General features: G+C 66.5%; 18 protein-coding genes and 1 riboswitch. Of the genes, 8 read left to right on the forward strand and 10 right to left on the reverse strand.

Annotated elements, in window-relative coordinates; all coding sequences use genetic code 11:
• Positions 1-5: 5 nt before the first annotated feature.
• The 5 genes from RT97_RS17655 to cysS form a co-directional block, all read right to left on the reverse strand.
• Positions 6-1,274 carry an aspartate kinase gene (locus RT97_RS17655; protein WP_042580100.1) on the reverse strand — a complete coding sequence of 423 codons (1,269 nt, stop codon included), beginning with the start codon at positions 1,272-1,274 and terminating at the stop codon, positions 6-8.
• Between the two features lie 61 nt (positions 1,275-1,335).
• Entirely contained in the window at positions 1,336-2,307 is a 972-nt protein-coding gene (gene tilS / locus RT97_RS17660; RefSeq protein ID WP_042580101.1) for a tRNA lysidine(34) synthetase TilS, read from the reverse strand.
• A gap of 7 nt (positions 2,308-2,314) precedes the next feature.
• On the reverse strand, positions 2,315-3,295 hold the full coding sequence (locus tag RT97_RS17665; RefSeq protein ID WP_042580102.1) for an acetyl-CoA carboxylase carboxyltransferase subunit alpha: 981 nt from the start codon (positions 3,293-3,295) through the stop codon (positions 2,315-2,317).
• Between the two features lie 19 nt (positions 3,296-3,314).
• Positions 3,315-3,965 carry a DNA-3-methyladenine glycosylase family protein gene (locus RT97_RS17670; protein ID WP_042580164.1) on the reverse strand — a complete coding sequence of 217 codons (651 nt, stop codon included), beginning with the start codon at positions 3,963-3,965 and terminating at the stop codon, positions 3,315-3,317.
• Positions 3,966-3,982: 17 nt separating this feature from the next.
• Positions 3,983-5,359, reverse strand: a complete 1,377-nt coding sequence (gene cysS / locus RT97_RS17675) for a cysteine--tRNA ligase (protein WP_042580103.1) — start codon at positions 5,357-5,359, stop codon at positions 3,983-3,985.
• A 212-nt stretch (positions 5,360-5,571) separates the two neighbouring features.
• On the opposite strand from cysS, the gene RT97_RS17680 reads away from it, so the two are divergent.
• The 5 genes from RT97_RS17680 to RT97_RS17700 all read left to right on the forward strand — a co-directional run bounded on the left by RT97_RS17680 (position 5,572) and on the right by RT97_RS17700 (position 8,976).
• Positions 5,572-6,162, forward strand: coding sequence for a tetratricopeptide repeat protein (locus RT97_RS17680; protein WP_042580104.1), 591 nt, complete (start codon positions 5,572-5,574; stop codon positions 6,160-6,162).
• Positions 6,163-6,238: 76 nt separating this feature from the next.
• On the forward strand, positions 6,239-6,829 hold the full coding sequence (locus RT97_RS17685) for a peptidylprolyl isomerase (RefSeq protein ID WP_080898342.1): 591 nt from the start codon (positions 6,239-6,241) through the stop codon (positions 6,827-6,829).
• 33 nt (positions 6,830-6,862) lie between these two features.
• On the forward strand, positions 6,863-7,375 hold the full coding sequence (locus RT97_RS17690; protein ID WP_042580105.1) for a peptidylprolyl isomerase: 513 nt from the start codon (positions 6,863-6,865) through the stop codon (positions 7,373-7,375).
• 19 nt (positions 7,376-7,394) lie between these two features.
• Positions 7,395-8,171: a UDP-2,3-diacylglucosamine diphosphatase gene (locus RT97_RS17695; RefSeq protein WP_042580106.1), complete on the forward strand. Its 777-nt coding sequence runs from the start codon at positions 7,395-7,397 to the stop codon at positions 8,169-8,171.
• 13 nt (positions 8,172-8,184) lie between these two features.
• Positions 8,185-8,976, forward strand: a complete 792-nt coding sequence (locus tag RT97_RS17700; protein ID WP_042580107.1) for a zinc-dependent peptidase — start codon at positions 8,185-8,187, stop codon at positions 8,974-8,976.
• A 72-nt stretch (positions 8,977-9,048) separates the two neighbouring features.
• Here the strand turns inward: RT97_RS17700 and RT97_RS17705 are convergent, their stop codons facing one another.
• A complete protein-coding gene (locus RT97_RS17705) occupies positions 9,049-11,931 on the reverse strand; it encodes a DUF349 domain-containing protein (protein ID WP_042580108.1) in 2,883 nt (960 codons plus the stop codon).
• A gap of 190 nt (positions 11,932-12,121) precedes the next feature.
• Positions 12,122-15,949 carry a DUF748 domain-containing protein gene (locus RT97_RS17710; RefSeq protein ID WP_042580109.1) on the reverse strand — a complete coding sequence of 1,276 codons (3,828 nt, stop codon included), beginning with the start codon at positions 15,947-15,949 and terminating at the stop codon, positions 12,122-12,124.
• Between the two features lie 601 nt (positions 15,950-16,550).
• Here RT97_RS17710 and RT97_RS17715 point away from each other — a divergent pair.
• The 3 genes from RT97_RS17715 to nrdR all read left to right on the forward strand — a co-directional run bounded on the left by RT97_RS17715 (position 16,551) and on the right by nrdR (position 19,309).
• Positions 16,551-17,405 carry a lytic transglycosylase domain-containing protein gene (locus RT97_RS17715; protein WP_042580110.1) on the forward strand — a complete coding sequence of 285 codons (855 nt, stop codon included), beginning with the start codon at positions 16,551-16,553 and terminating at the stop codon, positions 17,403-17,405.
• Between the two features lie 30 nt (positions 17,406-17,435).
• A riboswitch (ZMP/ZTP riboswitch) is annotated at positions 17,436-17,561 on the forward strand.
• Between the two features lie 38 nt (positions 17,562-17,599).
• The gene (glyA, locus tag RT97_RS17720) at positions 17,600-18,844 is read left to right on the forward strand and encodes a serine hydroxymethyltransferase (RefSeq protein ID WP_042580111.1); all 1,245 of its coding nucleotides are present in this window, start codon (positions 17,600-17,602) and stop codon (positions 18,842-18,844) included.
• Between the two features lie 21 nt (positions 18,845-18,865).
• Positions 18,866-19,309 carry a transcriptional regulator NrdR gene (gene nrdR, locus RT97_RS17725; RefSeq protein ID WP_042580112.1) on the forward strand — a complete coding sequence of 148 codons (444 nt, stop codon included), beginning with the start codon at positions 18,866-18,868 and terminating at the stop codon, positions 19,307-19,309.
• 37 nt (positions 19,310-19,346) lie between these two features.
• Here the strand turns inward: nrdR and RT97_RS32145 are convergent, their stop codons facing one another.
• The 3 genes from RT97_RS32145 to RT97_RS17740 are packed head-to-tail and all read right to left on the reverse strand — an operon-like array spanning position 19,347 to position 24,156.
• Positions 19,347-19,907, reverse strand: coding sequence for a GspH/FimT family pseudopilin (locus RT97_RS32145; protein ID WP_052810688.1), 561 nt, complete (start codon positions 19,905-19,907; stop codon positions 19,347-19,349).
• Positions 19,904-20,314: a type IV pilin protein gene (locus RT97_RS34025; RefSeq protein ID WP_042580113.1), complete on the reverse strand. Its 411-nt coding sequence runs from the start codon at positions 20,312-20,314 to the stop codon at positions 19,904-19,906. The genes RT97_RS32145 and RT97_RS34025 overlap by 4 nt, the downstream gene beginning before the upstream one ends.
• Positions 20,311-24,156 carry a pilus assembly protein gene (locus tag RT97_RS17740; RefSeq protein ID WP_080898344.1) on the reverse strand — a complete coding sequence of 1,282 codons (3,846 nt, stop codon included), beginning with the start codon at positions 24,154-24,156 and terminating at the stop codon, positions 20,311-20,313. Before RT97_RS17740 ends, RT97_RS34025 begins: the two co-directional genes overlap by 4 nt.
• Positions 24,157-24,160: the final 4 nt, after the last annotated feature.

Raw genomic sequence — 24,160 nt, forward strand, 5'->3', positions numbered from 1 at the left:
CACTGTCAGACGGCCGGTTGATCCAGATCGAAGGCTTTATGCAGCGCCCGGACGGCCAATTCCATATATTTTTCGTCGATCACGACCGAGGTCTTGATCTCGCTGGTCGAAATCATCTGGATATTGATGCCCTCTTCGCTCAGCACGCGGAACATCTTGCTCGCCACGCCCACGTGGCTGCGCATGCCGATGCCCACGATGCTGACCTTGCAGATCTTGGTGTCGCCCACGATCTCGGTCGCGCCCAGCGACGGCATGACCTTCGACTGCAGCAGGTCGATCGTCTTGGCGTACTCGTTGCGGTGAACGGTGAAGCTGAAGTCGGTCTTGCCGTCCTTGCTCAGGTTCTGGATGATCACATCGACCTCGATGTTGGCATCCGCCACGGCACCGAGGATGTGATACGCGATGCCCGGCTTGTCGGGCACGCCCAGCACCGAGATCTTGGCTTCGTCGCGGTTGAATGCGATGCCGGATACGACGGCTTGTTCCATGTTTTCGTCTTCCTCGAAAGTGATCAGCGTGCCGGACTTGGCCTCTTCATTGATGTCGATGTCCCATGCGGTGAAGCTCGAGAGCACACGCAGCGGCACCTTGTACTTGCCGGCGAATTCCACCGAGCGGATCTGCAGCACCTTGGAGCCCAGGCTCGCCATCTCGAGCATCTCTTCGAAGCTCACCGTGGTCAGGCGCCGCGCATCGGGCTCCACGCGCGGGTCTGTCGTGTAGACGCCGTCGACGTCGGTGTAGATCAGGCACTCGTGCGCCTTCATCGCGGCCGCGATGGCCACGGCCGAGGTGTCGCTGCCGCCGCGGCCCAGCGTGGTGATGTTGCCCGCGTCGTCCACGCCCTGGAAGCCGGTGATGACCACCACCTTGCCGGCGTTCAGGTCGGCCATGACGCGCGCGTCGTCGATGCTCTCGATGCGCGCCTTGGTGTACGAGTTGTCGGTGCGCACCGACACCTGCCAGCCCGCGTAGCTCACCGACTCCATGCCCTCGGCCTGCAGCGCGATGGCCAGCAGCGCGGACGAAGCCTGTTCGCCGGTCGATGCCAGCATGTCGAGTTCGCGGTTGTGGGCCTCGCCCGGTTTGCTCGGCGCCAGTTCCTTGGCGAGGCCGAGCAGGCGATTGGTTTCGCCGCTCATGGCACTCGGAACCACGATCATCTGGTGGCCGGCGCGTGCCCACTTGGCAACGCGCTTGGCGACGTTTCGGATGCGCTCGGTCGAGCCCATCGACGTACCGCCGTATTTGTGAACGATCAATGCCATGGGTGAAATCAGAGAAAAGGAAAGGGCCGCTGTCTAGGCGGCGCCCTGCAAGCTGTCGGAGCTAAGTCTTCGGCGAGGGCGGGGCATTGTACCAATGCAGCCGGTCGCCCTTTCGCTCGGCAAAACCGTCGGCCACTTTGAGGTGGATGCGGTGGCCGCGCGTGGTGCAGGCGCGGATCTGGTCGAGCAGCTGATCGAGCTGCGCGGCGCTGGGCGCGCAGCCGTGCGACTGCATCAGCCAATGACGAAGCACGTTGGCCTGCCGGGCCCGCGAAAGCACCTGCAGCGCCTTGACGAGGGGCGGGTCGCCCACGGTTTCGAGGTCTTGCGCGGCGAGTTCGCTCAGCAGCTGCTGCCCCTGCGCCGCGTGGCCGATGCTACGCGCAAACGTGGCGCGAAACTGCGGAAATGCCTGCTCCAGCGCGGGCAGCAGCACGGCGCGAATCCGATTGCGGGTGTAGCGGGCATCGCCGTTGCTCGGGTCTTCGATCCACGGCAGGTCGCGTTCTGCAAGCCAGCCGCGGATGTCGGCCGCGGGCACTGAGAGCAGCGGCCGATAGATGTTCAGGCCGTTGCGTCGGGCATGTGCGGGCATCGCTGCCAAGCCCGGAAGACCGGCGCCGCGCGACAGCGCCAGCAGAAGCGTTTCGACCTGGTCATCGGCATGGTGTCCGAGCGCAATCGACTCGATGGCGGCGCGCCCTGCATCCGCCCGCGCCATGACGGCAAACGCTTCGTAGCGGGCACGCCGCGCCGCGTCTTCCGGACTGTCGCCCGGCGCATGCCGTGCATCGACGCGATGCACGATAAGCGGCACGCCTAGCCGCTCGCACACCGCTTCGCAATGCCGCTCGAAATCGTCGGCCGCAGCCTGCAGCCCGTGATGCACATGAAAGGCCACCAGCTGCTCCGGCCAGCGCGATGCGCAGGCAGCCAGCAAGGCGGTGGAATCCGCACCGCCACTGAAGCCCACTGCCAGCGGCCAATGCGCCGGCTCGAACGCGGCCATGGCGCGTTCGAAGGCTTCGCTCATGGGGTGCTTATCTGCCGGTGTCGGCCTTGGTATCGTTGAATCGGCCGTAGCTCTGCAGGCGCTCGTAGCGGCGTTCCAGCAGTTCCTTCGGCTTCAGGTCGCTGACCTGGCGGAACGCATCGTTGAGCGCGCGCTTCAGGAATGCGGCCATCTGGCGGTGGTCGCGATGCGCGCCGCCGACCGGCTCGTTCACGATCTTGTCGACCAGGCCCAGCGCCTTCAGGCGGTGCGCGGTGATGCCGAGCGCATCGGCCGCTTCCTGCGCCTTGTCGCTGGTCTTCCAGAGGATGGAAGCGCAGCCTTCGGGGCTGATCACCGAGTAGATCGAATACTGCAGCATCACGAGCTGGTCGCCGACCGAAATCGCCAGCGCGCCGCCGGAGCCGCCTTCGCCGATGATCGTGACGATGATCGGCACCTCCAGCTGCGCCATCTCGAAGATGTTGCGGCCGATGGCTTCGGACTGGCCACGCTCTTCGGCGTCGATGCCGGGGTAGGCGCCGGGCGTGTCCACGAAGGTGAACACGGGCAGCTTGAACTTCTCGGCCGTCTTCATGAGGCGCAGCGCCTTGCGGTAGCCCTCGGGCTTGCTCATGCCGAAGTTGCGCGCGGTGCGCTCCTTCGTGTCGCGGCCCTTCTGGTGGCCCAGCACCATGCAAGGCACGCCGTTGAAGCGCGCAAGGCCGCCCACGATCGACAGGTCGTCCGAGAAATGCCGGTCGCCGTGCAGTTCGACGAAATCGGTGAAGATTTCGTTCACGTAATCGAGCGTGTAGGGGCGCTCCGGATGCCTTGCGATCTTGGTGATCTGCCAGGGCGTCAGGTCGCTGTAGATGTCCTTGGTGAGCTGCTGGCTTTTCTTGCCGAGCTGATCGATTTCTTCCGAAATGTCGACCGCCGATTCGGTCTGTACATAGCGCAGTTCTTCAATCTTTGTTTCGAGTTCAGCAATGGGCTGCTCGAAATCGAGGAAGGTTCGTTTCGCCAACGTCTTCTCCTGTTTTATTTCAATACGCGACCGGCACGGGGTCCAGCGACCGCCAAATATACCAAGTCGCCACGCTGCAATACGGCGCCCAGGCCACGGCGACGTCGCGGGCATCGCTGCGGCTCACCGGGTCACCCGAAAAGTAGTTGACGCTGATGCCGTTGAGCAGCCCGACGTCGTCTACAGGCAGCACGTTTGGGCGCATGAGGTGAAAGATGAGGAACATCTCGGCCGTCCAGCGGCCGATGCCGCGAATGGCCACGAGCTCCTCGATGATGAGCTCGTCGGACATGTCCTTCCACGAATCGACGTGCACCACACCCGAGTCGAAGTGAAGGGCCAGGTCGACCAGGTATTCGATCTTGCGTGCCGAGAGGCCGGCCGCGCGCATGTCATCGACCTTGAGCTTGAGCACGTTGGCCGGCGTGAGCTTGCGCGGCAGCACGGCGAACTTGTCCCAGACGGTTTGCGCGGCCTTCACCGAGATTTGCTGGCCCACGACGCTGCGCGCCAGCGTGGTGAACGCATCGCCGCGCGACTCGAGGCAGGCCTCGCCGAATTTCGGAATCAACCGCTTCATCACGCGGTCTTTTTTTGCCAGGTGCTTGCAGGCCTCTTCCCAATAGTCCGGCGTATAGATCTGCACGGTCGGGTTCTTGGAAGCAGGCATGGGGTTGGTGGTTCCGTTCACTGCGCTGCGGCCCAGGTCGTGCCTGTGGGCGAATCCTTGAGCACGATCCCTTGCTCCAACAGGTCCTGGCGGATGCGATCGGCTTCGGCGAAATTCTTCGCAGCCTTGGCCGCCGCGCGCTGAGCGATCAGCACCTGGATCGCGGCATCGTCGAGCGCGCTGCCTGCTTGCAGGAAGGCTTTCGGGTCGCCCTGGAGCAGGCCCAGCGTGCCACCAAGCACCTTGAGCAGCCCGGCGGTTTCCGCAGACTGCGTGCGGTGAACGCCGGTGGCCAACTCGAACAGGATCGCGATGGCGCCGGGCGTACCGAAGTCTTCGTCCATCGCAGCCTTGAAAGCCGCCGCGTGCGGATTCGTCCAGTCGAGCGTGACCGGTGCGGGCGTCACCATGTCGAGTGCCGTGTACAGGCGCTTGAGCGAGTTGCGGGCGTCGGTCAAGTGCGCATCGCTGTAGTTCAGCGCGCTGCGATAGTGGGTGCGCACAAGGAAGAAGCGCAGGCTTTCGGCGTCGTACTTCTGCAGCACCTCTCGGATGGTGAAGAAGTTGCCCAGGCTCTTGGACATCTTTTCGTTGTCCACGCGCACGAAGCCGTTGTGCACCCAGAAACGCGCGAGCGGCTTGCCATTGGCGCCTTCGCTTTGCGCAATTTCATTCTCGTGGTGCGGGAACTGAAGGTCCGCGCCGCCGCCGTGGATGTCGAAGGTCTCGCCGAGCGTTGCGCAGCTCATCGCGGAGCACTCGATATGCCAGCCCGGACGGCCGGTGCCAAAGGGGCTGTCCCATTTGGCATCATCAGGCTCGGTGGGCTTGGCGGCCTTCCAGAGCACGAAGTCGAGCGGGTCCTGCTTGCCTTCGAGCACCGCAACGCGTTCGCCGGCATGCAGTTCGTCGAGCGACTTGCCGGACAGCTTGCCGTAGCCCGGGAACTTGCGCACCGCATAGTTCACGTCGCCATCGGGCGATCGGTAGGCCAGCCCCTTGCGCTCGAGGGTCTCGATGATGCCGAGCATTTGCGGCACGTATTCGGTTGCACGCGGCTCGACGGTGGGCGGCTCGATGCCGAGCGCGCCGATGTCTTCATGCATGGCCGCGATGACCTCGTCGGTCAGTTTGCGAATGGTGATGCCGCGCTGAACGGCGCGCACGATGATCTTGTCGTCGATGTCGGTGATATTGCGCACATAGGTCACGCCGTAGCCGCTCGCGCGCAGCCAGCGCTGCACCACATCGAAGGCCATCATCATGCGGGCGTGGCCGATGTGGCAGTAGTCATAGACGGTCATGCCGCAAACGTACATGCGCACCTTGCCAGGTTGCAATGGGGAGAATTCCTCCAATTCACGCGACAGCGTGTTGTAGATGCGCAGACTCATGAGGCTCGGAAAGCGTCGCTTCGCGCACGTGCGGCACGGGCGAACGACGGTGTATTTCAGGGGTGACGGGGACAGTGGCTACGAGGGGTTGGACATGGCCCCTCGGCTACAATGCAACGCAGTATAAACGGCCGCCGCAGCCTGCTGCGCGTACCTCTCGGGTGCTTTCCAGGTCTCTTCAGGCCCGCATCCCCCAATCCTGCCGAGGCTTCATGAAGCACCCCGTGTTCTCCAAACTCTCCATTGCCTTCGCACTCCTGTTCAGCCTGTGGGGTACCGCTGCGCTTGCCAACGACTACGACGACGTGAACCTCCTGCTGCGCCAGGGCAAGTCGACCGAAGCGCTCGCCAAGGCCGACACCTACATCGCCGGCAAGCCGCGCGATCCGCAGATGCGGTTCCTGCGCGGCGTGATCCTCACCGAACAGAACAAGCAGGCCGAAGCCATCATCGCCTTCACCCAGCTCACCCAGGACTTCCCGGAGCTGCCCGAGCCCTACAACAACCTCGCGGCACTGTATGCGTCGCAGAGCAAGTTCGACCAGGCCCGCGCCGCGCTCGAAACCGCGCTCAAGCTCAACCCGAACTACGCGACCGCGCACGAGAACCTCGGCGACGTCTATGCACGCCTGGCAGCCCAGGAGTATGTGCGCGCCCAGCAATTCGCCAGCACCAACGCCAGCGTCGCGCCCAAGCTCACGCTGATCCGCCAGATCTTCTCGTCCAAGGCCGAGGCCGAAGCCGCGGCACTGCCGGCTGCGCCCGCAGTCGTTCGCAAGCCGGTCGGCCGCGCCAGCAAGTAAGCCGCCGCCGGCACGGGCGTGGCGACGCATTCGCTGCAGAGCCCGCGCCCTCCCCCTTTCGCAAACGGAGCATCACTTGACGATCCACGCCCTTTCAAGATTCAGCCGCCGCAACGCCTTCATCCTGGCCGCGGCCATCGGCTTTGCAGCCACCAGCTACGCGCAGCAAGCCGCACCGCGCGTCAAGCTGGCCACCTCGGCCGGCGACATCGTGGTCGAGCTCGATGCGGCCAAGGCACCCAAGACGGTCGACAACTTCCTGCAGTACGTCAAGGACAAGCACTACGACGGCACAGTGTTCCATCGCGTGATCGACGGCTTCATGATCCAGGGCGGCGGCTTCACCGCCGACATGCAGCAAAAGCCCACGCGCGCGCCGATTCCACTCGAAGCGAGCAACGGCCTGAAGAACGACAAGTACACGATCGCCATGGCGCGCACCGGCAACCCGAACTCGGCCACCTCGCAGTTCTTCATCAACGTGAAGAACAACGACTCGCTGAACGCGCCCAACCCCGACGGCTACGGCTACACGGTGTTCGGGAAGGTCGTGGCCGGCACGGACGTCGTCGACAAGATCCGCGCCGCGCAGACCGGCAACAAGGGCGGCATGCAGAACGTGCCCGTCGAGACCATCACCATCAAGTCCGCCACGCTGGCGAAGTAATTAATTCATCCCGCTATCCGAAGGAGTCCCCTCATGAGCAACCCCCAAGTCGAACTGCACATCAAGAACTACGGCGTGATCACGCTCGAACTCGACGCCGAGAAGGCGCCCAAGTCGGCCGAGAACTTCATCTCCTACGTGAAGAAGGGCCACTACGACAACACCGTGTTCCATCGCGTGATCCCCGGATTCATGGTGCAAGGCGGCGGCTTCGAACCCGGCATGAAGCAAAAGCCCACCGGCGCCGAGATCGAGAACGAAGCCAACAACGGCCTGAAGAACGCCAACTACACCGTCGCCATGGCCCGCACCAGCGCGCCGCACTCGGCCACCGCGCAGTTCTTCATCAACGTGTCTGACAACGGCTTCCTGAACCACACGGCTCCCTCTGCCCAGGGCTGGGGCTACGCAGTGTTCGGCAAGGTCATCAACGGCACCGACGTGGTCGACAAGATCAAGGCCGTGAAGACGGGCCGCAAGGGCTTCCATGATGACGTGCCGCTCGAAGACGTGGTGATCGAAAAGGCCGTCGTCATCGCTGAATGACACCCCGGGACGGCGCGGCATGAGCAACGTGGCGAACCCGGCTTTCTCCGAGCTGGTGGCGCCGCCCGCGTGGCGCACCGTCGACCTGATCTCCGACCTGCACCTGCAGGCCGGCGAGCCCGCCACCTTCGAGGCCTGGCAGGGCTACCTGCAAACCACGCCGGCCGATGCGCTGGTCATCCTCGGCGACCTGTTCGAGGTGTGGGTGGGCGACGATGCCGCGGGCGAGCCCGGCTTCGAGGCCCAGTGCGCCGAACTGCTGCGCCGCACGGCGCAGCGCCTGCCGGTGTTCTTCATGCACGGCAACCGCGACTTCCTCGTCGGCCCCGCCCTTGCGGCGCAATGCGGCTTCACGCTGCTCGACGACCCGACGGTTCTGGTGCTGCATGGCCAGCGGTGGCTCCTGAGCCACGGCGACATCCTCTGCCTCGACGACACCGAGTACCTCAAGTTCCGCGCGATGGTTCGCACGCCCGAATGGCAAGCAGCGTTCCTGGCCCGGCCGCTCGCGGAACGCCGCGCGCTCGCACGCTCGATGCGCACGCAGAGCGAAGACCGCAAGCGCAACCCCTCGACGATCTGGGCCGACGTGGACACCGACGCCGCGCGCCAATGGCTGCTGCAGGCCCGGGCGCAAACGATGGTACACGGCCACACGCACCGGCCCGCCGAGCACGACCTGGGCCAAGGCCTGCGCCGCGTCGTGCTGAGCGACTGGGATGCGGCGGCGCATCCGCCGCGGGCGCAGTTGCTCTGCCTGTCCACCGCCGGCGCGCAGCGCGTCGACCTGCGCTAGAAGCGCCCCGCCGATGTTCAAGTGGCTGCGCCGCCTGCGCGCCCTGCCCCCGATTCCCGACGCCGCTTGGCACGCCACGCTGGCGCGCTACACCTTCCTGGCCGACCGCCCTGCCGCGGACCTGGAACGGCTTCGCACGCTGACGGCCGAGTTCCTGCGGGACAAGGAATTCCATGGCACCCAAGGCTTCGTCATCACCGACGAGGTGGCGCTGGCCATTGCGGCGCAGGCGGTGCTGCCGGTGCTGCACCTGAAAGGTCATCTGGACTGGTACGACGATTTCGTCGGCATCGTGGTGCACCCGTCCGAAGTGGTGGCGCGGCGCAAGGTGGTCGACGAGGCGCAGGTCGTGCATGAGTACGACGAGGTGGTGGCCGGCGAAGCCATGGACCGCGGCCCGGTGATGCTCAGCTGGCAGGACGTGCTTGCGAGCAGCGTCACCAGCGACGGGGGCTACAACGTCGTGATCCACGAGTTCGCCCACAAGATCGACATGCGCGGTGGCGATGCCGATGGCTGCCCGCCGCTGCCGGCCGGCTTCGCGGGCCAGCGCAGCGCCCGCGAATCGCGCGCCGCGTGGCTCGCCGTGCTGCAGCCAGCCTACGACGACTTCCGCGAGAAAACCATCATGGCCGAGCGCTTCGGCGCCGAGCCACCATGGCTCGACGACTATGGCGCGACGTCGCTCAGCGAGTTCTTCGCGGTGGCCTGCGAGGCCTACTTCGTGAACCGCCCGAACTTCGGCCGGGACTTCGCCAGCGTGCTGGCTCTGTTCGACGAATTCTTCTTGCCCAACGAAGCTTGATCCCGCAGGACGTGCGTGCCCAAAAGAAAAAGGCGCCCCGCGGGGCGCCTTTTTCATGGGCTTCCAGCACGCCTACTTGCGCAGCAGCGCCTTCAACGCGTTCTGCAGGCGGCGCGCACTGGCAGCGTCGTGCGCCGCAGCCAGCACCTTGCCGGCGTCCTGGCCCCAGGTCTGCACCGGGGCCGGGTCGCCGCGCTTGGTCAGCAGCTTGAGCTGCAAGGCGCGGCGTGCGTCGAGCTGCTCGGCCGGCGTCGGCACTTCGGCGGCCATCTCCAGGCGCAACAGTGCTTCGGCGGCATCGTTGGCGGCGGCCGTCGGCGCGCTGCCGATGGCTTGCGACCAGCTCGTGCGCACGGCCGGCGTGACCGCGCGACCCAGTTCCTGAACGCTCGGCAGGCGCGCGGCATCGCGCTGTTCCCAAGCGCCCAGCACCTGCGTCAGCGCTTCGCCGTGGGCTTGCGCCGCGAGCTTGCGCAATGCCATGTCCGCACGCTCGAGCGCTTCGCGCTGGGCGCGGAAGGCCGCATCGCCCAGGCGCGGGCCGCGGTCTTCGAGGCGCGGGGGACGGTCGCCGAAACGACCGGCCGGTGCGCCGCGATCACCGCGATCGCCGCGTGCATCGGGGCGCGAACCGCCACGGTCGCCGGGACGTCCCGGGCCGCCGGGGCCTGGCCGGCCGCCGTCGCGGCGGTCGCCGAACTTGCCACCGGCGCGGCCTGCGGGCGCAGCCTCCGTCTTCTTGCTGCTGGGACGGTCGTCGCCGCGCATGGCCACGACCGGCTTGGGTGCGGGCTTCGGCGCCGCGGCCGGTGCCGGGCTTTCTGCAGCGGCGGCTTCGCCGGCGTCGTGCGCCGCGCCGTCGGCGCGTGCGGAGGCGTCGGCGCCATCGGCTGGTGCCACGAGGTCAGGGGCGGCGGCTTGCGTTGCCTCTACCGGTGCGGCAGGCGATGCTTCCGCATCGCTCGGGCTGGGTGCCTGCTCGGCGCTTTCGGCGAACTCGGCGGCAGCCTGTCCGGGCGCCACGATTTCGGTCGCGCCGACCGAAGGGCCGTCACTCGGTGCCGTCGGGGCGGTGGCCTGCTCGGCCTTCGGTGCGGGCGGCGGTGCCTCGCCGCGCAGTGCGCCCTCGAGGCGGGCAATGGCCGCGCGGATCTTCTGCACGTCGCCGCCGGCATTGGCCGCGTCGAGCGCCTTGGAGGCGTCGAGCACATGGCGGTCGTGCTCGCTCATGGCGGCCGATGCCTTTTCGCGCTCGGCCGTCTTGCGGTTGAAGGCTTCGTCGATGGGGGCGCGGAACGCGTCCCACAGCTTCTGTTCGTGGCGTCGGTCGAGCGGCACGCTCTGCGCCTCGTGCTGCCAGCGCTGCTGCAGCGCCTTGACGGCGTCGATGCGCAGCATGGGCTGGGCGCCGAGTTCGGCGGCCTCGGCAATCATGGCCTGGCGGCGTTCGACGCTGGCCTTCTGTGCCGTCTCGAACGGTGCACGCGCGGCGCCGAAGGCTTCGTTCCACTGCGGCTGCAGCTCGGCAAACACCTTCTCGCCCACATGGCCGGCATCGCGCCAGCGGTCGGCGAACTGGTGCAGCGCGCGGTTGTGCGCCTTCAGGTCGGTGGCGCCGGCATGCTCGGCAGCCCAGGCCTTCACCTCTTCGATCAGCGCCACGCGATGGGCGCGGTGCTCGGCCGCATCGGCGCGCACCTTCTCGAGCCAGGCCTCGACCACCTTGTGGGCTTCGTTGCAGGCTTCGTCGAAGCGCTTCCACAGCGCGTGGTTCGGCACGCCGCCCTGGTCGGCCTGCTTCCACTGGTCGCGCAGCGCGCGCAGGGTTTCCTGCATCTTGCGGCCACCGAGGGCCTGGCCTTCGGGGCGCTTGAGCAGGCCTTCGGCCTTGGCGACCAGGTCTTCGCGGACCTTGTCGGCGCTCCAGCGCTGCCACCCTTCGAGCTCGCCGGCCGCGACCAGCGCGGCATGCACGCGGGCTTCGAGCGGCGCTTCGACCAGCTTGCCGTGCTCCTTGAGCACGGCGCGCAACGCAGCAGCCGCACCGGCGCTTGCCTTGCCGTGGCCTTCGGCGGTTTCCTGTTCGAGCTTGGCGAGCGTGGCCTGCACGGCGTCCTGCGCGGCGGCGCGAACGGCCGGATCGATCTTGGGTGCGGCAGGCCGGGCGGGCGCTGCGGCCTTGGGCGCGAGCACTTCGCCACGCGCGCTGCGCAGCTCGTCGGCCCACACGGGCACCGGTGGCAGCGGCGCGGCGGCATCGGCCGCGGCGGCGACCGCCTGTGCCAGCGCGCTGTGGAATGCATCGGACACGACCAGCAGCTGCGACTTCGAAGCTTCCAGTTGCGGCGCGAACTTGGCGTCCAGGCTGTTCCAGTTGATGTCGGAGGTGATGTCGCCGGCCTGCTGCTGCCAGTGGGTGACGTCGTTGCGCAGCGACTCCTCGGCCGCCTGGGCGTCCTGCCAGCCCTTGGTGGAGAGCACTTCGAAACGCTGTGCCAGCAAGACGGCGGCTTCGCGGTGCACCTGGGCGCGGTGTTGCAGGTCTTCGATGCCCTTCACGCGTTCGGCCAGCTTGGCCTTCAGGCTCGCGAGCGGTTCGCGCGAGAGCGGCGCGCCGGCCTTGGCGGCGTCGCGCTGCCAGGCGAGCGCATCGGCGATGTTGAGCTTGGACTGGCCCAGCAGCGCCTCGGCTTTCTGCGCCCATTCAGCGGCAATGGCCTCCTGGCCCTTGGCGCGCTTGAGCTCATCGAGCTTCTCGCGCAGAAGGCGCGCTGCGCCCTTGTCGCGGCCGCTCAGCTCCATGAAGACTTCCTGCATTTGCTCGGACGCGGGGTTGCCCGCGAGCCAGTCGCGGATGCGCGCGGCGCGCTCGCCCGAGGTCGGCGCGGTAAAGGCGCCGCCGGTGAGCGTATCGAGGGCCTGAAGGTCGTGTGGCTTGGAAGAAGTAGAGGTCACTGCGCGAAATCGTTGTCTTGGTATGGAAAGCGAAGGCGCCGGCAAAGGCCGGCGCACATCGACATTTTCACCCACTTGCGGTGGACCGCCCAATTCCGTTGCGGAACGGCGGCCAATGCAGGTTGCGGGCTGGGAGATTAAAGGTGACTACATATATAGCAAGCCGATGCAAAAAACCAAGTGGCCGTTCTCACTTCATGGTCAGTTTGAGCTCGGCGCCCGGCTTCCAGTCGGCACCGCTGGCCGTGGTCCGCACCGCACCCAGGAACAGTCGCTCGCTCGTGAGCTTCTGCGCCAGCAGGTAGTCGCGCACCGCGGCGCCGCGCTCCACTGCCAGTTGCCGCATCGACTCCTCGTCCACCGGCACGCTCGCGAACAGCAGGTTTTCCATTTCCTTGACCGGCAGGTCCTTGGCCAGGCCGACGAGGTTGCGCGGCTTGGTGATGTCGGCGCGCTTGTAGACCGCAGTCAGAAGCTCTGGGTATTCGGCGTCGGTGACCGGCGCCACGTCGGTGCCTGTCTGGCCGCCGCGCACCGCGACGCGGCGCTTCTCGGCCTGGGTCAGCTGGCGCACGCGCTGGCGCTGGTAGGCGTCGCGCTCCTTCTCGAGGCTGGAGGTGCCCACGACCGTCATCTCCAGCGTCGGCCGCTCGGTCAGCGCCTTGGCGACCTTGTCCAGGCTTTCCTTGGCCGCGGCGCTGAGCATCGAGCTGCCAGCTTCGAAGGTGATGGCGCTCGATTCGCCGCTGCCGCCGCCACCCAGTCCGCCCGTGAGCAGGCTGAACGGCGCCGTCACGGCCTTGACGATCAGGTTGACAACGGCTTTCCAGATCAGCGGTCCAACGCTGAACTGCGGATCGTTGAGCGAGCCGCTGAGCGGCAGGTCGACGTCGATCACGCCGTTGCGGTCGGCCAGCAAGGCCACGGCCAGTTTCACCGGCAGGCTGTTGGGCGCACCGGCGACTTCCTCGCCGAACTGCAGCTGGTTGAGTACAAGCTTGTTGGTGGCGGTGAGCTGTCCATCGGGCGCGACCTTGTAGTTGACGTCCATGCTCATCTTGCCGCGCTCGATGCCGTGGCCCGCGTAGCGCACCGAATACGGCGACAACGGCGCCAGGTCGAGGTCGCGCATCTTGGCGGTGATATCGAGTTCGAGCGGCTTGGCCAGCGGGTTGAGCTTGCCGGTGATTTCCAGCGCAGCGGTCTGCTGCGCCTTGCCGCGCAATTCCAGGTCGGCCAGGGCCGGCCGGCCGCCCTGCCCGTTCGGCGGGTTCGACGAGAATGAGCTGAGCTTGCCGGTCAGTTCGCTCAGATCGGCCGAGTAGTTGGGCTTGACGAACAGGTCGGTGAAGTCGATCTTGCCGTTGACCAGGCTCATCGGGCCGAAGTTGATGACGGGCTTGGGCCCGGTGTCGGCCGGGGCCTGCGCTGTAGCGGCGGGCGCCGCGGCCGGTGCGGCCGGTGGAGCCGCCTCAGGGCCGCCGCCGACCATGGCTTCGGCCGACACGGGCGCTCCGCCCGAACGCGGCGCGGGGGGCGCGCCGCGGGTCGTGGTGGTCGTGCCGCCCGGGCCTTTTTGTGTCTTGGCCTCGGCAGTCGCCGTTGCAGCCGCCGCGCCTTCGGCCTCGCCCTTTTTCGTCAGGTTCAGCAGGTTGAGCCGGCCGGTCGGATCGACGATCACGCGGGCGAAGAAGTCGGTCAACGTGGTTTCGCGCACGTTGACGTTCGGCGGCGCATTGGGCGCCATGCTGACCTGCAGGCCGCGCAGGCTCAGGGTCTTCCAGCTGAGCAACTGGTTGGTGTTGCGGTCGAACCCCGGGGACTGGGTGAGCGAGACGCTGTTGGCGCGGAAGTCGTCCAGCGCCGTGTCGCCGGCCAGCTTCACGGTCATGCCCGCCGGCGCCGTCGCGTAGCTGACCGTGCCCCGGTAGCTCGCGAAGGCGCGCCGGATGTCGACGTTGAGCGCATCCCCGTAATAGGCCTTGAAGGCGTGCGCGGGAAACGAGATCACTTCGAGCCGGCCTTCGGCGGCCAGCGGCTTGAGTACCACGTTGCCCTTGTAGTCGAACTTGCCCGGCTCGGAGCGCCCGGAGCCGATGCGGCCCGAGACCTGCAGCGGCGAGACGGTGTTCGTCTCGGGCGCGATCTTCTGGGCGTTCAGCTTGAAGGCCGTGACCTCGACCGTCACCGGCAGTGCGCCGGCCTTGTCTGAGTAAGAGAGGCTGCCGTTGTCGACCGCCATGCTGGCGATGGTCAGCGCCCAGGGCTTGGTGTTGGCATCTGCCTTGGCCGATCCGGCGCCAGCGGGCTTGGGCGCCGCCACCTTCGCCTCGGTCGCGCCGCCGTTCCCGGCCGGGGTGCGGAGCCAGCGCTCGAACATCCAGCGCTTTTCGCTGTCGCGCTCCACGCGCACCTTGGGGTTGGTGGCGGTGAACGAGGCGATGTTCAGCGTGTGCTGCGTCATGTCGACCTCGGCGTCGACCAGCTCGAAGCGCCCGACGCTGGCCAGCGCGGTCTTGGTCTGGGTCAGCGCCAGGCCGTCGGCGGCCAGGCGGCGCGCCTTGAACTTGAGGTTGGGCTGGTTCCAGGCAATGTCGATCTGCCCGCTGAGCTTGCCGTCGAGCGTGGGCTCCAGGCTCTGTGCCAGATAGGGTGCGGCCAGCGAGAGCGGCAACGCATCGACCTCGGTCTGCACGTCCGCCACCTTGTCTGTGGCGCTGCCCTTGAACTTGAGCGAGGCGCCGGCGATGGCGGTGCTGCCGTTGAACTGGGCCGGCTTCTCCATCGGCCAGGTGATGGCGGTGACATCGAGCGCCAGCGCGGTCACGTCGACGGCGGCCGCAGGCTTGACGGTCTCGTCGCGCCAGCCGATGCGCCCGCCGCTCAGCGCCACCTTGTCGACCTGCACCTTCAGCTTGGGCTTTTCTGACGTCTTGCCGGCAGGCGCGCTGGCGGCGGCCGCGGGAAGCGGGGCCACCTTTTCAGCGGCGCCGGTTGCCGGGTCGGTGGCCATCAGGTTGAGTTGGCCCGAGGCATCGCGCGCCACCACGAGTTGGGGGTTGGCCAGCGCCACCTCGCTCAAATGGAACACCGATTCGAGCGGGCGAACGTCCGCCAGCGCGAGCTTGAGCGAATCGAAGCCCAGCAAGTCGCGGCCCCGGGCGTCGCTCAGCTTGGCTCCGTGCGCCTCCACCGTGCCGTAGATCTTGAGGCCCGTGGTCGCCGCCTGCTGGAAGTCGATCTTCAGGTCTGCGTCGAGGGTGCCGGCCTGCAGCTTCACCGGCAGGCCGCCGGGGATGTAGCCGAGGTAGGGCGCGAGGTCGAGGCCCTTGAATTGCACTTGGGCGTCGGTCTTGCGGTCTGCCGCGAAGGGCGTGGTGAACGCAGCCGAATCGAAGCTGCTGCCATTGAGCACGAAGGCCAGCTTGGGCTCGGTTTTGACCTCGCGCTGAGAAGCCAGGTTGCTCAGGAACGGCACGTTGAGCACGAAGTTGCGCAGCTCGTGCCTGCGATTGACCGTCCGGTCGTCGAAGTCGACCGCGCCGTCCTTGATCGAGATGTTGTAGATGGCAAAGCGCGACGGCTCGGCCTTGGGGTCGGGCGGCGGGCCCGAGGCCAGCTTGGCCAGGATGTCGTCGATGTCGTACTTGCCGTCGGCCTGGTGCGTGAGCAGCACCGCCGGCGCCTCGACCGACACCGTGTCGATCACGGGTGCCAGGCGAAAAATCGATTGCAGTTCGGCGTCGGCGTAGATGCGCCTGATGGCCAGTTGCGGCTGCTTGCCGTCGGCCGTGGCGATGCGCAGGTCGTGCAGCGAAAGTTCGAGGGTCCAGGGCTTGAAGTCGATCTTGCCCACGGTGACCTGCCGGCCCAGTTTCTCGCTCGCGATCTTTTGAAGCTGGCTCTTGGCGATCGGCGGCACTGCCAGCCATGCAATGACCCAGAGGGCCAACAGAACCAGCAACGCGACGATCCCGCGTCGCATCCATTTGTTTTGTTTGAGCGAAGCTAAATCCATCGCGGAAGTGTGCCGCAAACAAGCGTCAGCGCAGAAACAAGAAAGCCCGGCAACGCGACTGAATGCCTCATTGCCGGGCTTGATGGCGGGCCTAACACCCAAGCCATCGATTCGCGCGACCGGAAGTCAATGGTTCCTGCCGTGCTGGCAGCAAGAGATTGCCGCCGTGGTTCCGCCGTCGTTCGAGCCCTTGACTTGCACCTCGGACTGCCTGACTTCGGAAAAACGCCTGAAAACTCAGGCCCGTTCAGATTAGGTGCCGCACCCTTGCATTGCAAATCCAATCGTCCCAGGGGTTTCCCGTAGGTCGAATGGCTCTGTATGAGCCGGATTTTTAAACATCTATTAGCATATGAAACGTGTTCCTTATGCTTGACCGGGTATTTAGCGACGATAGAATCCGCCCTGCCCTGACTGCCAGACGCAGCGGGGCCACCCTGAATCCGCTGCCGAGAACTCCCCGGCTTGATCAGGTCACCGCGCTCCTCACCCTACACCCCCTCCATGCGCGGAGCCTGATTCGTACCAATCCAAGCGCCGTTGCCTTCATCCATCGCCTCTAAAGGCGTTGCGACCAGGTGCCGCACAGAAAGGAAGAGCGATGAACAAGGCGTTTGATGCCACAGCCCGCGGGCTACGGACCTTCGTGTCCGATGTGGCTGACGGCTTTTTTGAAATCACCCACAACGGGTTCGCGTTGGTCGGCCTGGCCATCGTGTTCGCGGCCCTCGCCCTTGTGGCACGGCCCGATCTGCGCCAGACCGGCGAGGAACAGCTCATGGGCTGGCTGCAGTCGCGCAAGCCCGCGCCTGAAGTCACCGACCTGGAGCCGACCGCCATAGAGCGCACCACGGCCGCAAGCCCCGGCGACCTGCCCAAGCAGCAGGCCGCCGTCGCTTACTGGCTGAGCAAGAAGTACAGCGTGGCTGCAGAGCCGCTGAGCGTGCTGGTGTCCGAGGCTTATTCCATCGGCAAGCGCACCAAGCTCGACCCGACGCTGATCCTGGCCATCATGGCCGTGGAATCCAGTTTCAATCCCTTTGCCCAGAGCCACGTCGGCGCCCAGGGCCTGATGCAGGTCATGACCCGCGTGCATGGCGACAAGTACGAAAGCGCGGGCGGCACGCTCACCGCCTTCGACCCGGTGACCAACATGCGCGTGGGCGTGAAGGTGCTGCAGGAATGCATTGCCCGCGCCGGCTCGCTCGAAGGGGGCCTGCGCTACTACGTGGGCGCGGCCAACCTCGAGGACGACGGCGGCTACGCCGGCAAGGTCATGGCCGAGCACGAGCGCCTGCTGCAGGTCGCCAACGGCCGTGCGCCGTCGGTGCTGCCCCCCCGGCCTGCCATTCGCGCGCAGCCGATTCCGATCGTGACGCCGGCGCCGGCGGCGCCGATCAAAGCCGAAGAAGGCTCGGAGCCCGCCAAGGTCGCACTGCTTTCCGGCGTTTCCTGAAGCGAGCCCGGCCGGGGGTGAGCTACACTCGGGCCCGTACGCGACTGGCGATAGGCGCAGCACCCGAACAAGGTGCCACGCGCTGACGTGGAATACCACTGGGAAGCGTGCCGCCTGGCCACAACAGGCGTTCAGCCGTTCGCCTGGGCAGCCCTTGTTTGGTTGAACAAGGACCTCGTCTTCAAAGGACTGCCATGTACCAACGCAATATCCTGGTCGAACAGACCGACCCCGAGATCTGGGCCGCAATTCAAGCCGAAAACGCGCGCCAGGAACACCACATCGAGCTGATCGCCAGCGAGAACTACGCCTCGCCGGCCGTCATGGCCGCCCAAGGCTCGCAGCTCACCAACAAGTACGCCGAAGGCTATCCAGGCAAGCGCTACTACGGCGGCTGCGAGCACGTCGACGTGGCCGAGCAACTGGCCATCGACCGCGTCAAGCAGATCTTCGGCGCGGACGCCGCCAACGTGCAGCCGCATTGCGGCGCCTCGGCCAATGAAGCCGTGCTGCTGGCCTTCCTCAAGCCCGGCGACACCATCATGGGCATGAGCTTGGCCGAAGGCGGCCACCTGACCCACGGCATGCCCCTGAACATGAGCGGCAAGTGGTTCAACGTGGTGAGCTACGGCCTGGACGCCAACGAAGCCATCGACTACGACGCGATGGAACGCAAGGCGCACGAGCACATGCCCAAGCTGATCATCGCGGGCGCCTCGGCCTACTCGCTGCGCATCGACTTCGAGCGCTTCGCCAAGGTGGCAAAGGACGTGGGCGCGATCTTCATGGTCGACATCGCCCACTACGCCGGCCTCGTGGCCGCGGGCGTGTATCCCAACCCGGTGCCGCACGCCGACATCGTGACCTCCACCACCCACAAGAGCCTGCGCGGCCCGCGCGGCGGCATCATCCTGATGAAGGCGCAGCACGAGAAAGCCATCAACAGCGCGATCTTCCCGGGCCTGCAAGGCGGTCCGCTGATGCACGTGATCGCCGCCAAGGCCGTTGCGTTCAAGGAAGCCATGACGCCCGAGTTCAAGGCCTACCAGCAACAGGTGGTCAAGAACGCCCAGATCGTGGCCGACACCCTCACCGAGCGCGGCCTGCGCATCGTGAGCGGGCGCACCGAAAGCCACGTCATGCTGGTCGACCTTCGCTCCAAGGGCATCACCGGCAAGGAAGCCGAAGCCGTGCTGGGCAGCGCCCACATGACGATTAACAAGAACGCGATTCCGAACGACCCGGAAAAGCCGATGGTCACCAGCGGCGTGCGCATCGGCACCCCGGCCATGACCACCCGCGGTTTCAAGGACGAAGAGGCCCGCCTCACCGCGAACCTGGTTGCCGACGTGCTCGAGAACCCGCGCGACGCTGCGAACATCGACGCGGTGCGCGCCAAGGTGCACGCGCTGACGAGCCGCTTCCCTGTCTACCGCTGATCCAGCAGGCGAGACGACCGCATGAAGTGCCCTTTTTGCGGTCATCTTGAAACGCAGGTCGTGGAAACCCGCGTTTCGGAAGACGCCGACTTCGTTCGCAGGCGCCGCCAGTGCAGCGCCTGCGACAAGCGCTTCACCACCTACGAGCGCCCCGACGTCAATTTCCCGGTGGTCGTGAAGAAAGACGGCAGCCGCGCCGACTTCGACTCGACGAAGGTGCGCGCCTCGATGATGCTGGCGCTGCGCAAGCGCCCGGTGAGCATCGAGCAGATCGACACCGCCCTCTTGCGCATCGAGCAGAAGCTGCTGGCCAGCGGCCTGCGCGAAATCGATTCGACCAAGGTCGGCGAACTCGTGATGCGCGAACTCAAGCGCCTGGACAAGGTGGCCTACGTGCGCTTTGCCTCGGTGTACCGCAGCTTCGAGGACGTGGACGAGTTCAGGCAGTTGCTGCGCGACATCTGAGCCGACGCTTCCGAGCCAGCAGGCAGGCAGGCGCTCCTCAGGCGCCGCTTTCCCCTCCCCTGGCGCACGCGCCCGAGCCGCAATCGCCGCTCACATCCGGATTGCAGACCTTCGCCCGGCCCGAGGCCGAGACGACGATCGACACCCTGCGCCCGGTCTCGGCCTTCAGCGTCAGGCAACCCGCGCTGAAGCCTGCCCGGCTCGTCTGGCGCGAGAAGCCGTTGCCGTCGTAGCGCAAGCCCTGCGCAAAGCCGCCCCCGAGCGTCGTGTCGACCCTCACGCCCTGGGGCAAGCGCTCGAAACGACGCAGCGTCGTCTGGGACGATTCATCGGCCCCGGTCCGAACGACCCAACCGGCAGCCCAGTCGCCTCCCGCGACCGCAGCCACCTCCACGGGCCGTGCGCGCTGGATGGCCTCCATGCGCGCGAAGCTCAATGCCGAATTGAAGCCTTGCGCGGCGGTCGCGAGACGCTGGTTGAGCAGCATGTCGCGAAAGCTCGGCACGCCGAAGCCAGCCAGCACCGCCACGATGACCACGACCACCATCAGCTCGATCAGGGTGAAGCCGGCCGAAGCTCCTTTCTCGCAGCCCTTCATTGCCAGCACCTGCCTGCCTGCGTTCCATCGCAGCCCTTGCCGCCGGTGCTGTCCACCCAGAGGTTGCCGACCTGCGGATCGGAAAAACCAGCCTTCAGCGTGGCCGTCAGCCGGATGCAACTGTCGAGGGTCGCCTTTCCCTCGCAGTTGCCGCTCGCCAAGGTGTACTTGCCACCCGCGCCGCCTTCTCCCGAGTCGCCCGCGTAGCGCCGGTATCGCCCTAGCTGTGTGTAGAGGCGCTCCTGCTCCTGCATCTGCTGCATGAGCGCGGAGCGCCCCTCGCTGCGCCAGCCTTTCCGCACGAAATCCATGTACGACGGATAGGAGATGGCCGCAAGGATTGCGGCGATGGCCACCACGATCATGACCTCGATCAACGTGAAGCCGCGAAACGCCGAGTGCCTCATTTTTTCGAACTCCGGTAATCGACGACCTCTCGCCAGTTCAAGCGCCCGCCGGTCTGCACCACCGTGCCATCGCCGGCGGGCTGCGCGGTCGACATGCCGCCGCCCCGCCCTCCCCGGGCATCTCGCGCGCCGATGCTGACGATGCCCTGGCGTTTTGTTTCCGACCGGCGCCCGAATGCATCGGTGGCGCTGAAGCCCGCCATGCCCAGTTGCACCAGATGCGGAGCGCCCAGCATGCCGGCGCTCGATGGCGCACAGGTGCCGCCCTGCGACAGCCCCGTCATCGCGTTCACTGAGCAACTGCGGCCGCCGCCATCGGCGCTGCATGCGTTGGCGTTGGGAATCAACGTGTTGAAGAACAGCTGGCCATCGCTCAGCACCGGCTTGAAGACCAGCCGCTCGCCCTGCTCGATGCCCGCCGGCAGGTCGAAATACCAGCCGCGCCGGGCGTTCGTCTTGCGGTCGAATGCGCCATAGACGAAGGAATCGCCTGTGATGGACGGGAATGCCTGCCCGGCGACCGGCGATGCCGTTCGCAGCTGAAGCTGCGTGCGCGCCTCGCCGGCAGGAATCGCCGCGCCGTTGTCGTACACGCCGTAGATCGTCTGCACGCCACGGCTCGAACGACCGAGGTCGTCCGGGCTCACGAATTTCCCCGTGCCGAAGAGAACGATCGCACCTCCGGCCGGCCCCACCCCGACCTCCGGTGCAACCGTGATGGGCTGGCGCTTTGCATCTGCGTCGCTGCCCGCCATGGCGACCATCACCAGCGAGCCCTTCACTCCCAACGCATTGCCTTTGACCCACGGCGCGTTGCCGGTGAAGTCGAACTTCCACAGGTTGCCCTGCGTATCGCCCGCATAGAGGATGCGCGTGGACCCGTCCGCTGCCGCAAAGTCGCCCGGCGTGCTCAACGCATTCACGAGGGCCTTGTCCGCCGGCCTGGGCAGAACGATCTTGTAGTAGTTGAAGTTTTCCTTCCAGGCTTCGCCCGGAGGCTTGTCGAGCGAAAGCAGGAACAACGCGGCGCGTCCATCCTTGTTGGCGTTGTTGAAACCCGAAGGAACGACGGCGAACCAGCCGTAAGTCGCCGCTCCGGTCTTCGTGGCCGCGGCCGTGCGGAACTTCATGATGCGCGGCGCCTGGGTCACGTAGCCCATGTCGTTGTCGTACGCGCCGCTGAACTCCCACAGCACCTTTTCGGCCGAGAAGCCCGCAGGGTCGGTCACATCGAGCGCGAAGACCCCGGTGGCACCCGCGCCGCTGCCAGAGACCAGCACGGTTTTCCACGCGCCGCTCGCCGTCCGCGCATCGCCGACCTCGGGGGTGCCATCGACATAGCTCTGGTGTACGTAGTCCGGCGAGGTGTAGGCAGCCAGCCTCGCGAACATGATCCGCGGCACGTAGGCAAAGAGTTCCTTGCCGGTGCGAGCCTCGAAAGCGTGAAGCATGCCGTCGTTGGCACCGACGTACACCGCATGCGGCCGGCCTCGATGGGCAGCGAGGAACTTGTCGTAGCCGGCCTCGCGGATAGCGAGGCTCGGCGCCCCCACATGGACCGGATTGGAATTGGCCACGTCGCCCATGACCGAATCGCGCACGCGGAAGATGCCCTGCGGCGCCGACTGCTCCTTGCCGCGATCCCCGCGCAAATACGCCAGGCGATCGGCGCCAAGACTGTCCGAGGCATCAGGCACGGCATACGGCGTCGCGTTCAGCCATCCGCGCAGCCCGTTATCGAGCGCCGCCCATTCGAACGGCGTCCCGACGCCAGCCGTCGAGAGCGTGAAGATGCGCCTGCTCGCGATGTCCCGCGCAGCCACGGGAGGCGTTGCGTTCGGGTTGCCGGTCAGCAGTTCGCCGGCATCCCAATCGGGCTTGTCGGCCATGCGCGCAGCGCCGCCCGCGGCATCGAGTCGGAGCGGATACGACAGCAGCGTGCCCGACCAGCGTCGCCCATCGAACCGCGGCATGTACAGGCTGGCGCCGGCGTTCGTGATCGCGCCGGACGACATGGCGCTCCCTGCCGTGATACCAGCCGCCGGCACCTCTGCGCGAAGGAAGGCCCGCCGGACGGCAGCCGTCATCTGCGACGGCTCGCCGGCCAGGAAATAGTTGGCTGGCTTGGGCTGGTTGTCGGCATCGAGGCCTTCGGCCCACTCGGAGCCGCCGCCCGACGCGCGAAACGGATTGCCGTCATCGTTGCTGTCGGCAAAGCCACCGTACTTCGCTGCCAGGTAGAAAACGCTGCCGCGTTGCTTCTGCCCGATGGTGCGCTCGCCGCCCTGTCCCATGTCGATGGCGAAGGTCTGCACCCGCAGGTCCGCATGGTCGCTGCGGACCTTCTGCGTGCGTGCCCAGTACGCGAGGCCGGCCATTCCGAACGAACCCTTGTCCGCCCCCGTTTCGATGACCGCGATGTTGGATGAAGTGAGCGGTGTTCCGCCCTTGTAGTTGAACGCCTTCGGCCCCTCGTTGCCGCTGGTTGCGAGGCCCGCCTTTCCCGATGGGTGTGCATAAGAAAGCGCCTCCCTGTTCTCGAAGCCTCCGACCAGGCGCGTCCAGTAGGCGGTGTCGGGTTCGTAGGCTGCATTGTTGAAACCGCGATCGAAGTCGCCGATGGAGTCACCCTTCGACATCCCCGGAAGCGAACGGTCGTAGTGGGTCTCGGCGTCGCCGATCATGAGGATGTTGTTTCTCTGGCAACTGGCGGCGATGGGGTCGGCATGGCCGCGCGCGTTGTCCGCGCCGGACACGGCGTGGGGCGTGGGCGCCTTGCCTTGCAGGTAGCGCAGAGATTCGTAGTAGAGCTCGCCCGCCGGGTCGAACAATCGGTAGGCGCCTTGTTTGCTGCCGTCGCGCCCGAACCGGTTGATGGCACCCACGACACCGGGACCTTCAGCGCCTGTGGCCTTGAACACACCCGTCACCGCATCCCACTCCGCCAGCGGGTTGTCCGCCGTGTCGAACGCCGCATCGGTTTTCTTCGGCCCGGTGTGCTTCATCGGCGTGAGCAGGACACCGCCATAGCGTGCGGGGTCGTCGTCGGGCAGGTAGCCGAAGACGGAAAACCTCATCTGCCCGGCGCGGCGCTGGATGACACCCACGGGTTTGTGATGGCCGTCCGGCTGCCTGGCGCAAAGCGAGGGACGCACCGACGCTTCGGCGGGCGTGCACACCTCGACGCGCGCGAGATAGGTGGTGCCGCCCGACTCCGCGCAGGTGCCGCCACCGGTCGAGCCGACGGCGAACCGGTCCAGGCAGTTGCCGAAGTGCAGCGTGCCGGTCGCGAGCATGCCATCGCGGCCGCCGGTGACCAAGGGCGTCAGCTTGTCGAGGTTGCCGGTCACGGTCTTGTCGGGAACCTTGAGGCCGCGACGGAAGTCCTCTGCCAGCACTGCGCGCTGCAGCACCGTCCGGCCCGGTTCGTCGATCACGCGATCGCCGCCGGTCAACGCAAGGCGCACGCCATCGAGAGACGATGACAGCGCCCAGTTCAGCAGGTTGCCGCTCCATTGGTTGGTGCAGGCAATCGAGCCGCCAGCCGGCTTCGTTGCAGTGGCCGAGCGCTTGAAATAACCCTCGCCCGCTGCGTAGCTGTAGCAACCCATCGGGTCCCAGTAGCCGGCGTAGGCCTTCTTCGCGTCGAAGTCGTCGCGGTAGGCCGCCCCTGCATTCGCGCGCTTCAGCGAAAGATCGATCACAAACCCGGGATCGGCCCGCGATGCCAGCGAAAACATCGGCTCGCTCGGCAGCAGCGCATCCGGCGGAAGTACTGTCGTCGCAGCGTGGGCACAAGAGATGGCGCATGCCGCCATCGCGCAGATTCGAAAGGAACGCATGCAG

Origin of the sequence: Variovorax paradoxus (assembly GCF_000834655.1) — a bacterium.
Lineage (GTDB): Bacteria > Pseudomonadota > Gammaproteobacteria > Burkholderiales > Burkholderiaceae_C > Variovorax > Variovorax paradoxus_F.

Excerpts from the sequence above, each read along its gene's own strand:
- RT97_RS17655 (WP_042580100.1), bottom strand. The coding sequence starts at position 1,274 with ATGGCATTGATCGTTCACAAATACGGCGGTACGTCGATGGGCTCGACC.
- RT97_RS34025 (WP_042580113.1), bottom strand. The coding sequence starts at position 20,314 with ATGAGGCACTCGGCGTTTCGCGGCTTCACGTTGATCGAGGTCATGATC.
- glyA (WP_042580111.1), top strand. The coding sequence starts at position 17,600 with ATGTACCAACGCAATATCCTGGTCGAACAGACCGACCCCGAGATCTGG.
- RT97_RS17680 (WP_042580104.1), top strand. The coding sequence starts at position 5,572 with ATGAAGCACCCCGTGTTCTCCAAACTCTCCATTGCCTTCGCACTCCTG.
- RT97_RS17690 (WP_042580105.1), top strand. The coding sequence starts at position 6,863 with ATGAGCAACCCCCAAGTCGAACTGCACATCAAGAACTACGGCGTGATC.
- nrdR (WP_042580112.1), top strand. The coding sequence starts at position 18,866 with ATGAAGTGCCCTTTTTGCGGTCATCTTGAAACGCAGGTCGTGGAAACC.
- tilS (WP_042580101.1), bottom strand. The coding sequence starts at position 2,307 with ATGAGCGAAGCCTTCGAACGCGCCATGGCCGCGTTCGAGCCGGCGCAT.
- RT97_RS17695 (WP_042580106.1), top strand. The coding sequence starts at position 7,395 with ATGAGCAACGTGGCGAACCCGGCTTTCTCCGAGCTGGTGGCGCCGCCC.
- RT97_RS17670 (WP_042580164.1), bottom strand. The coding sequence starts at position 3,965 with ATGCCTGCTTCCAAGAACCCGACCGTGCAGATCTATACGCCGGACTAT.
- RT97_RS17710 (WP_042580109.1), bottom strand. The coding sequence starts at position 15,949 with ATGGATTTAGCTTCGCTCAAACAAAACAAATGGATGCGACGCGGGATC.
- RT97_RS32145 (WP_052810688.1), bottom strand. The coding sequence starts at position 19,907 with ATGAAGGGCTGCGAGAAAGGAGCTTCGGCCGGCTTCACCCTGATCGAG.
- RT97_RS17740 (WP_080898344.1), bottom strand. The coding sequence starts at position 24,156 with ATGCGTTCCTTTCGAATCTGCGCGATGGCGGCATGCGCCATCTCTTGT.
- RT97_RS17700 (WP_042580107.1), top strand. The coding sequence starts at position 8,185 with ATGTTCAAGTGGCTGCGCCGCCTGCGCGCCCTGCCCCCGATTCCCGAC.
- RT97_RS17715 (WP_042580110.1), top strand. The coding sequence starts at position 16,551 with ATGAACAAGGCGTTTGATGCCACAGCCCGCGGGCTACGGACCTTCGTG.
- cysS (WP_042580103.1), bottom strand. The coding sequence starts at position 5,359 with ATGAGTCTGCGCATCTACAACACGCTGTCGCGTGAATTGGAGGAATTC.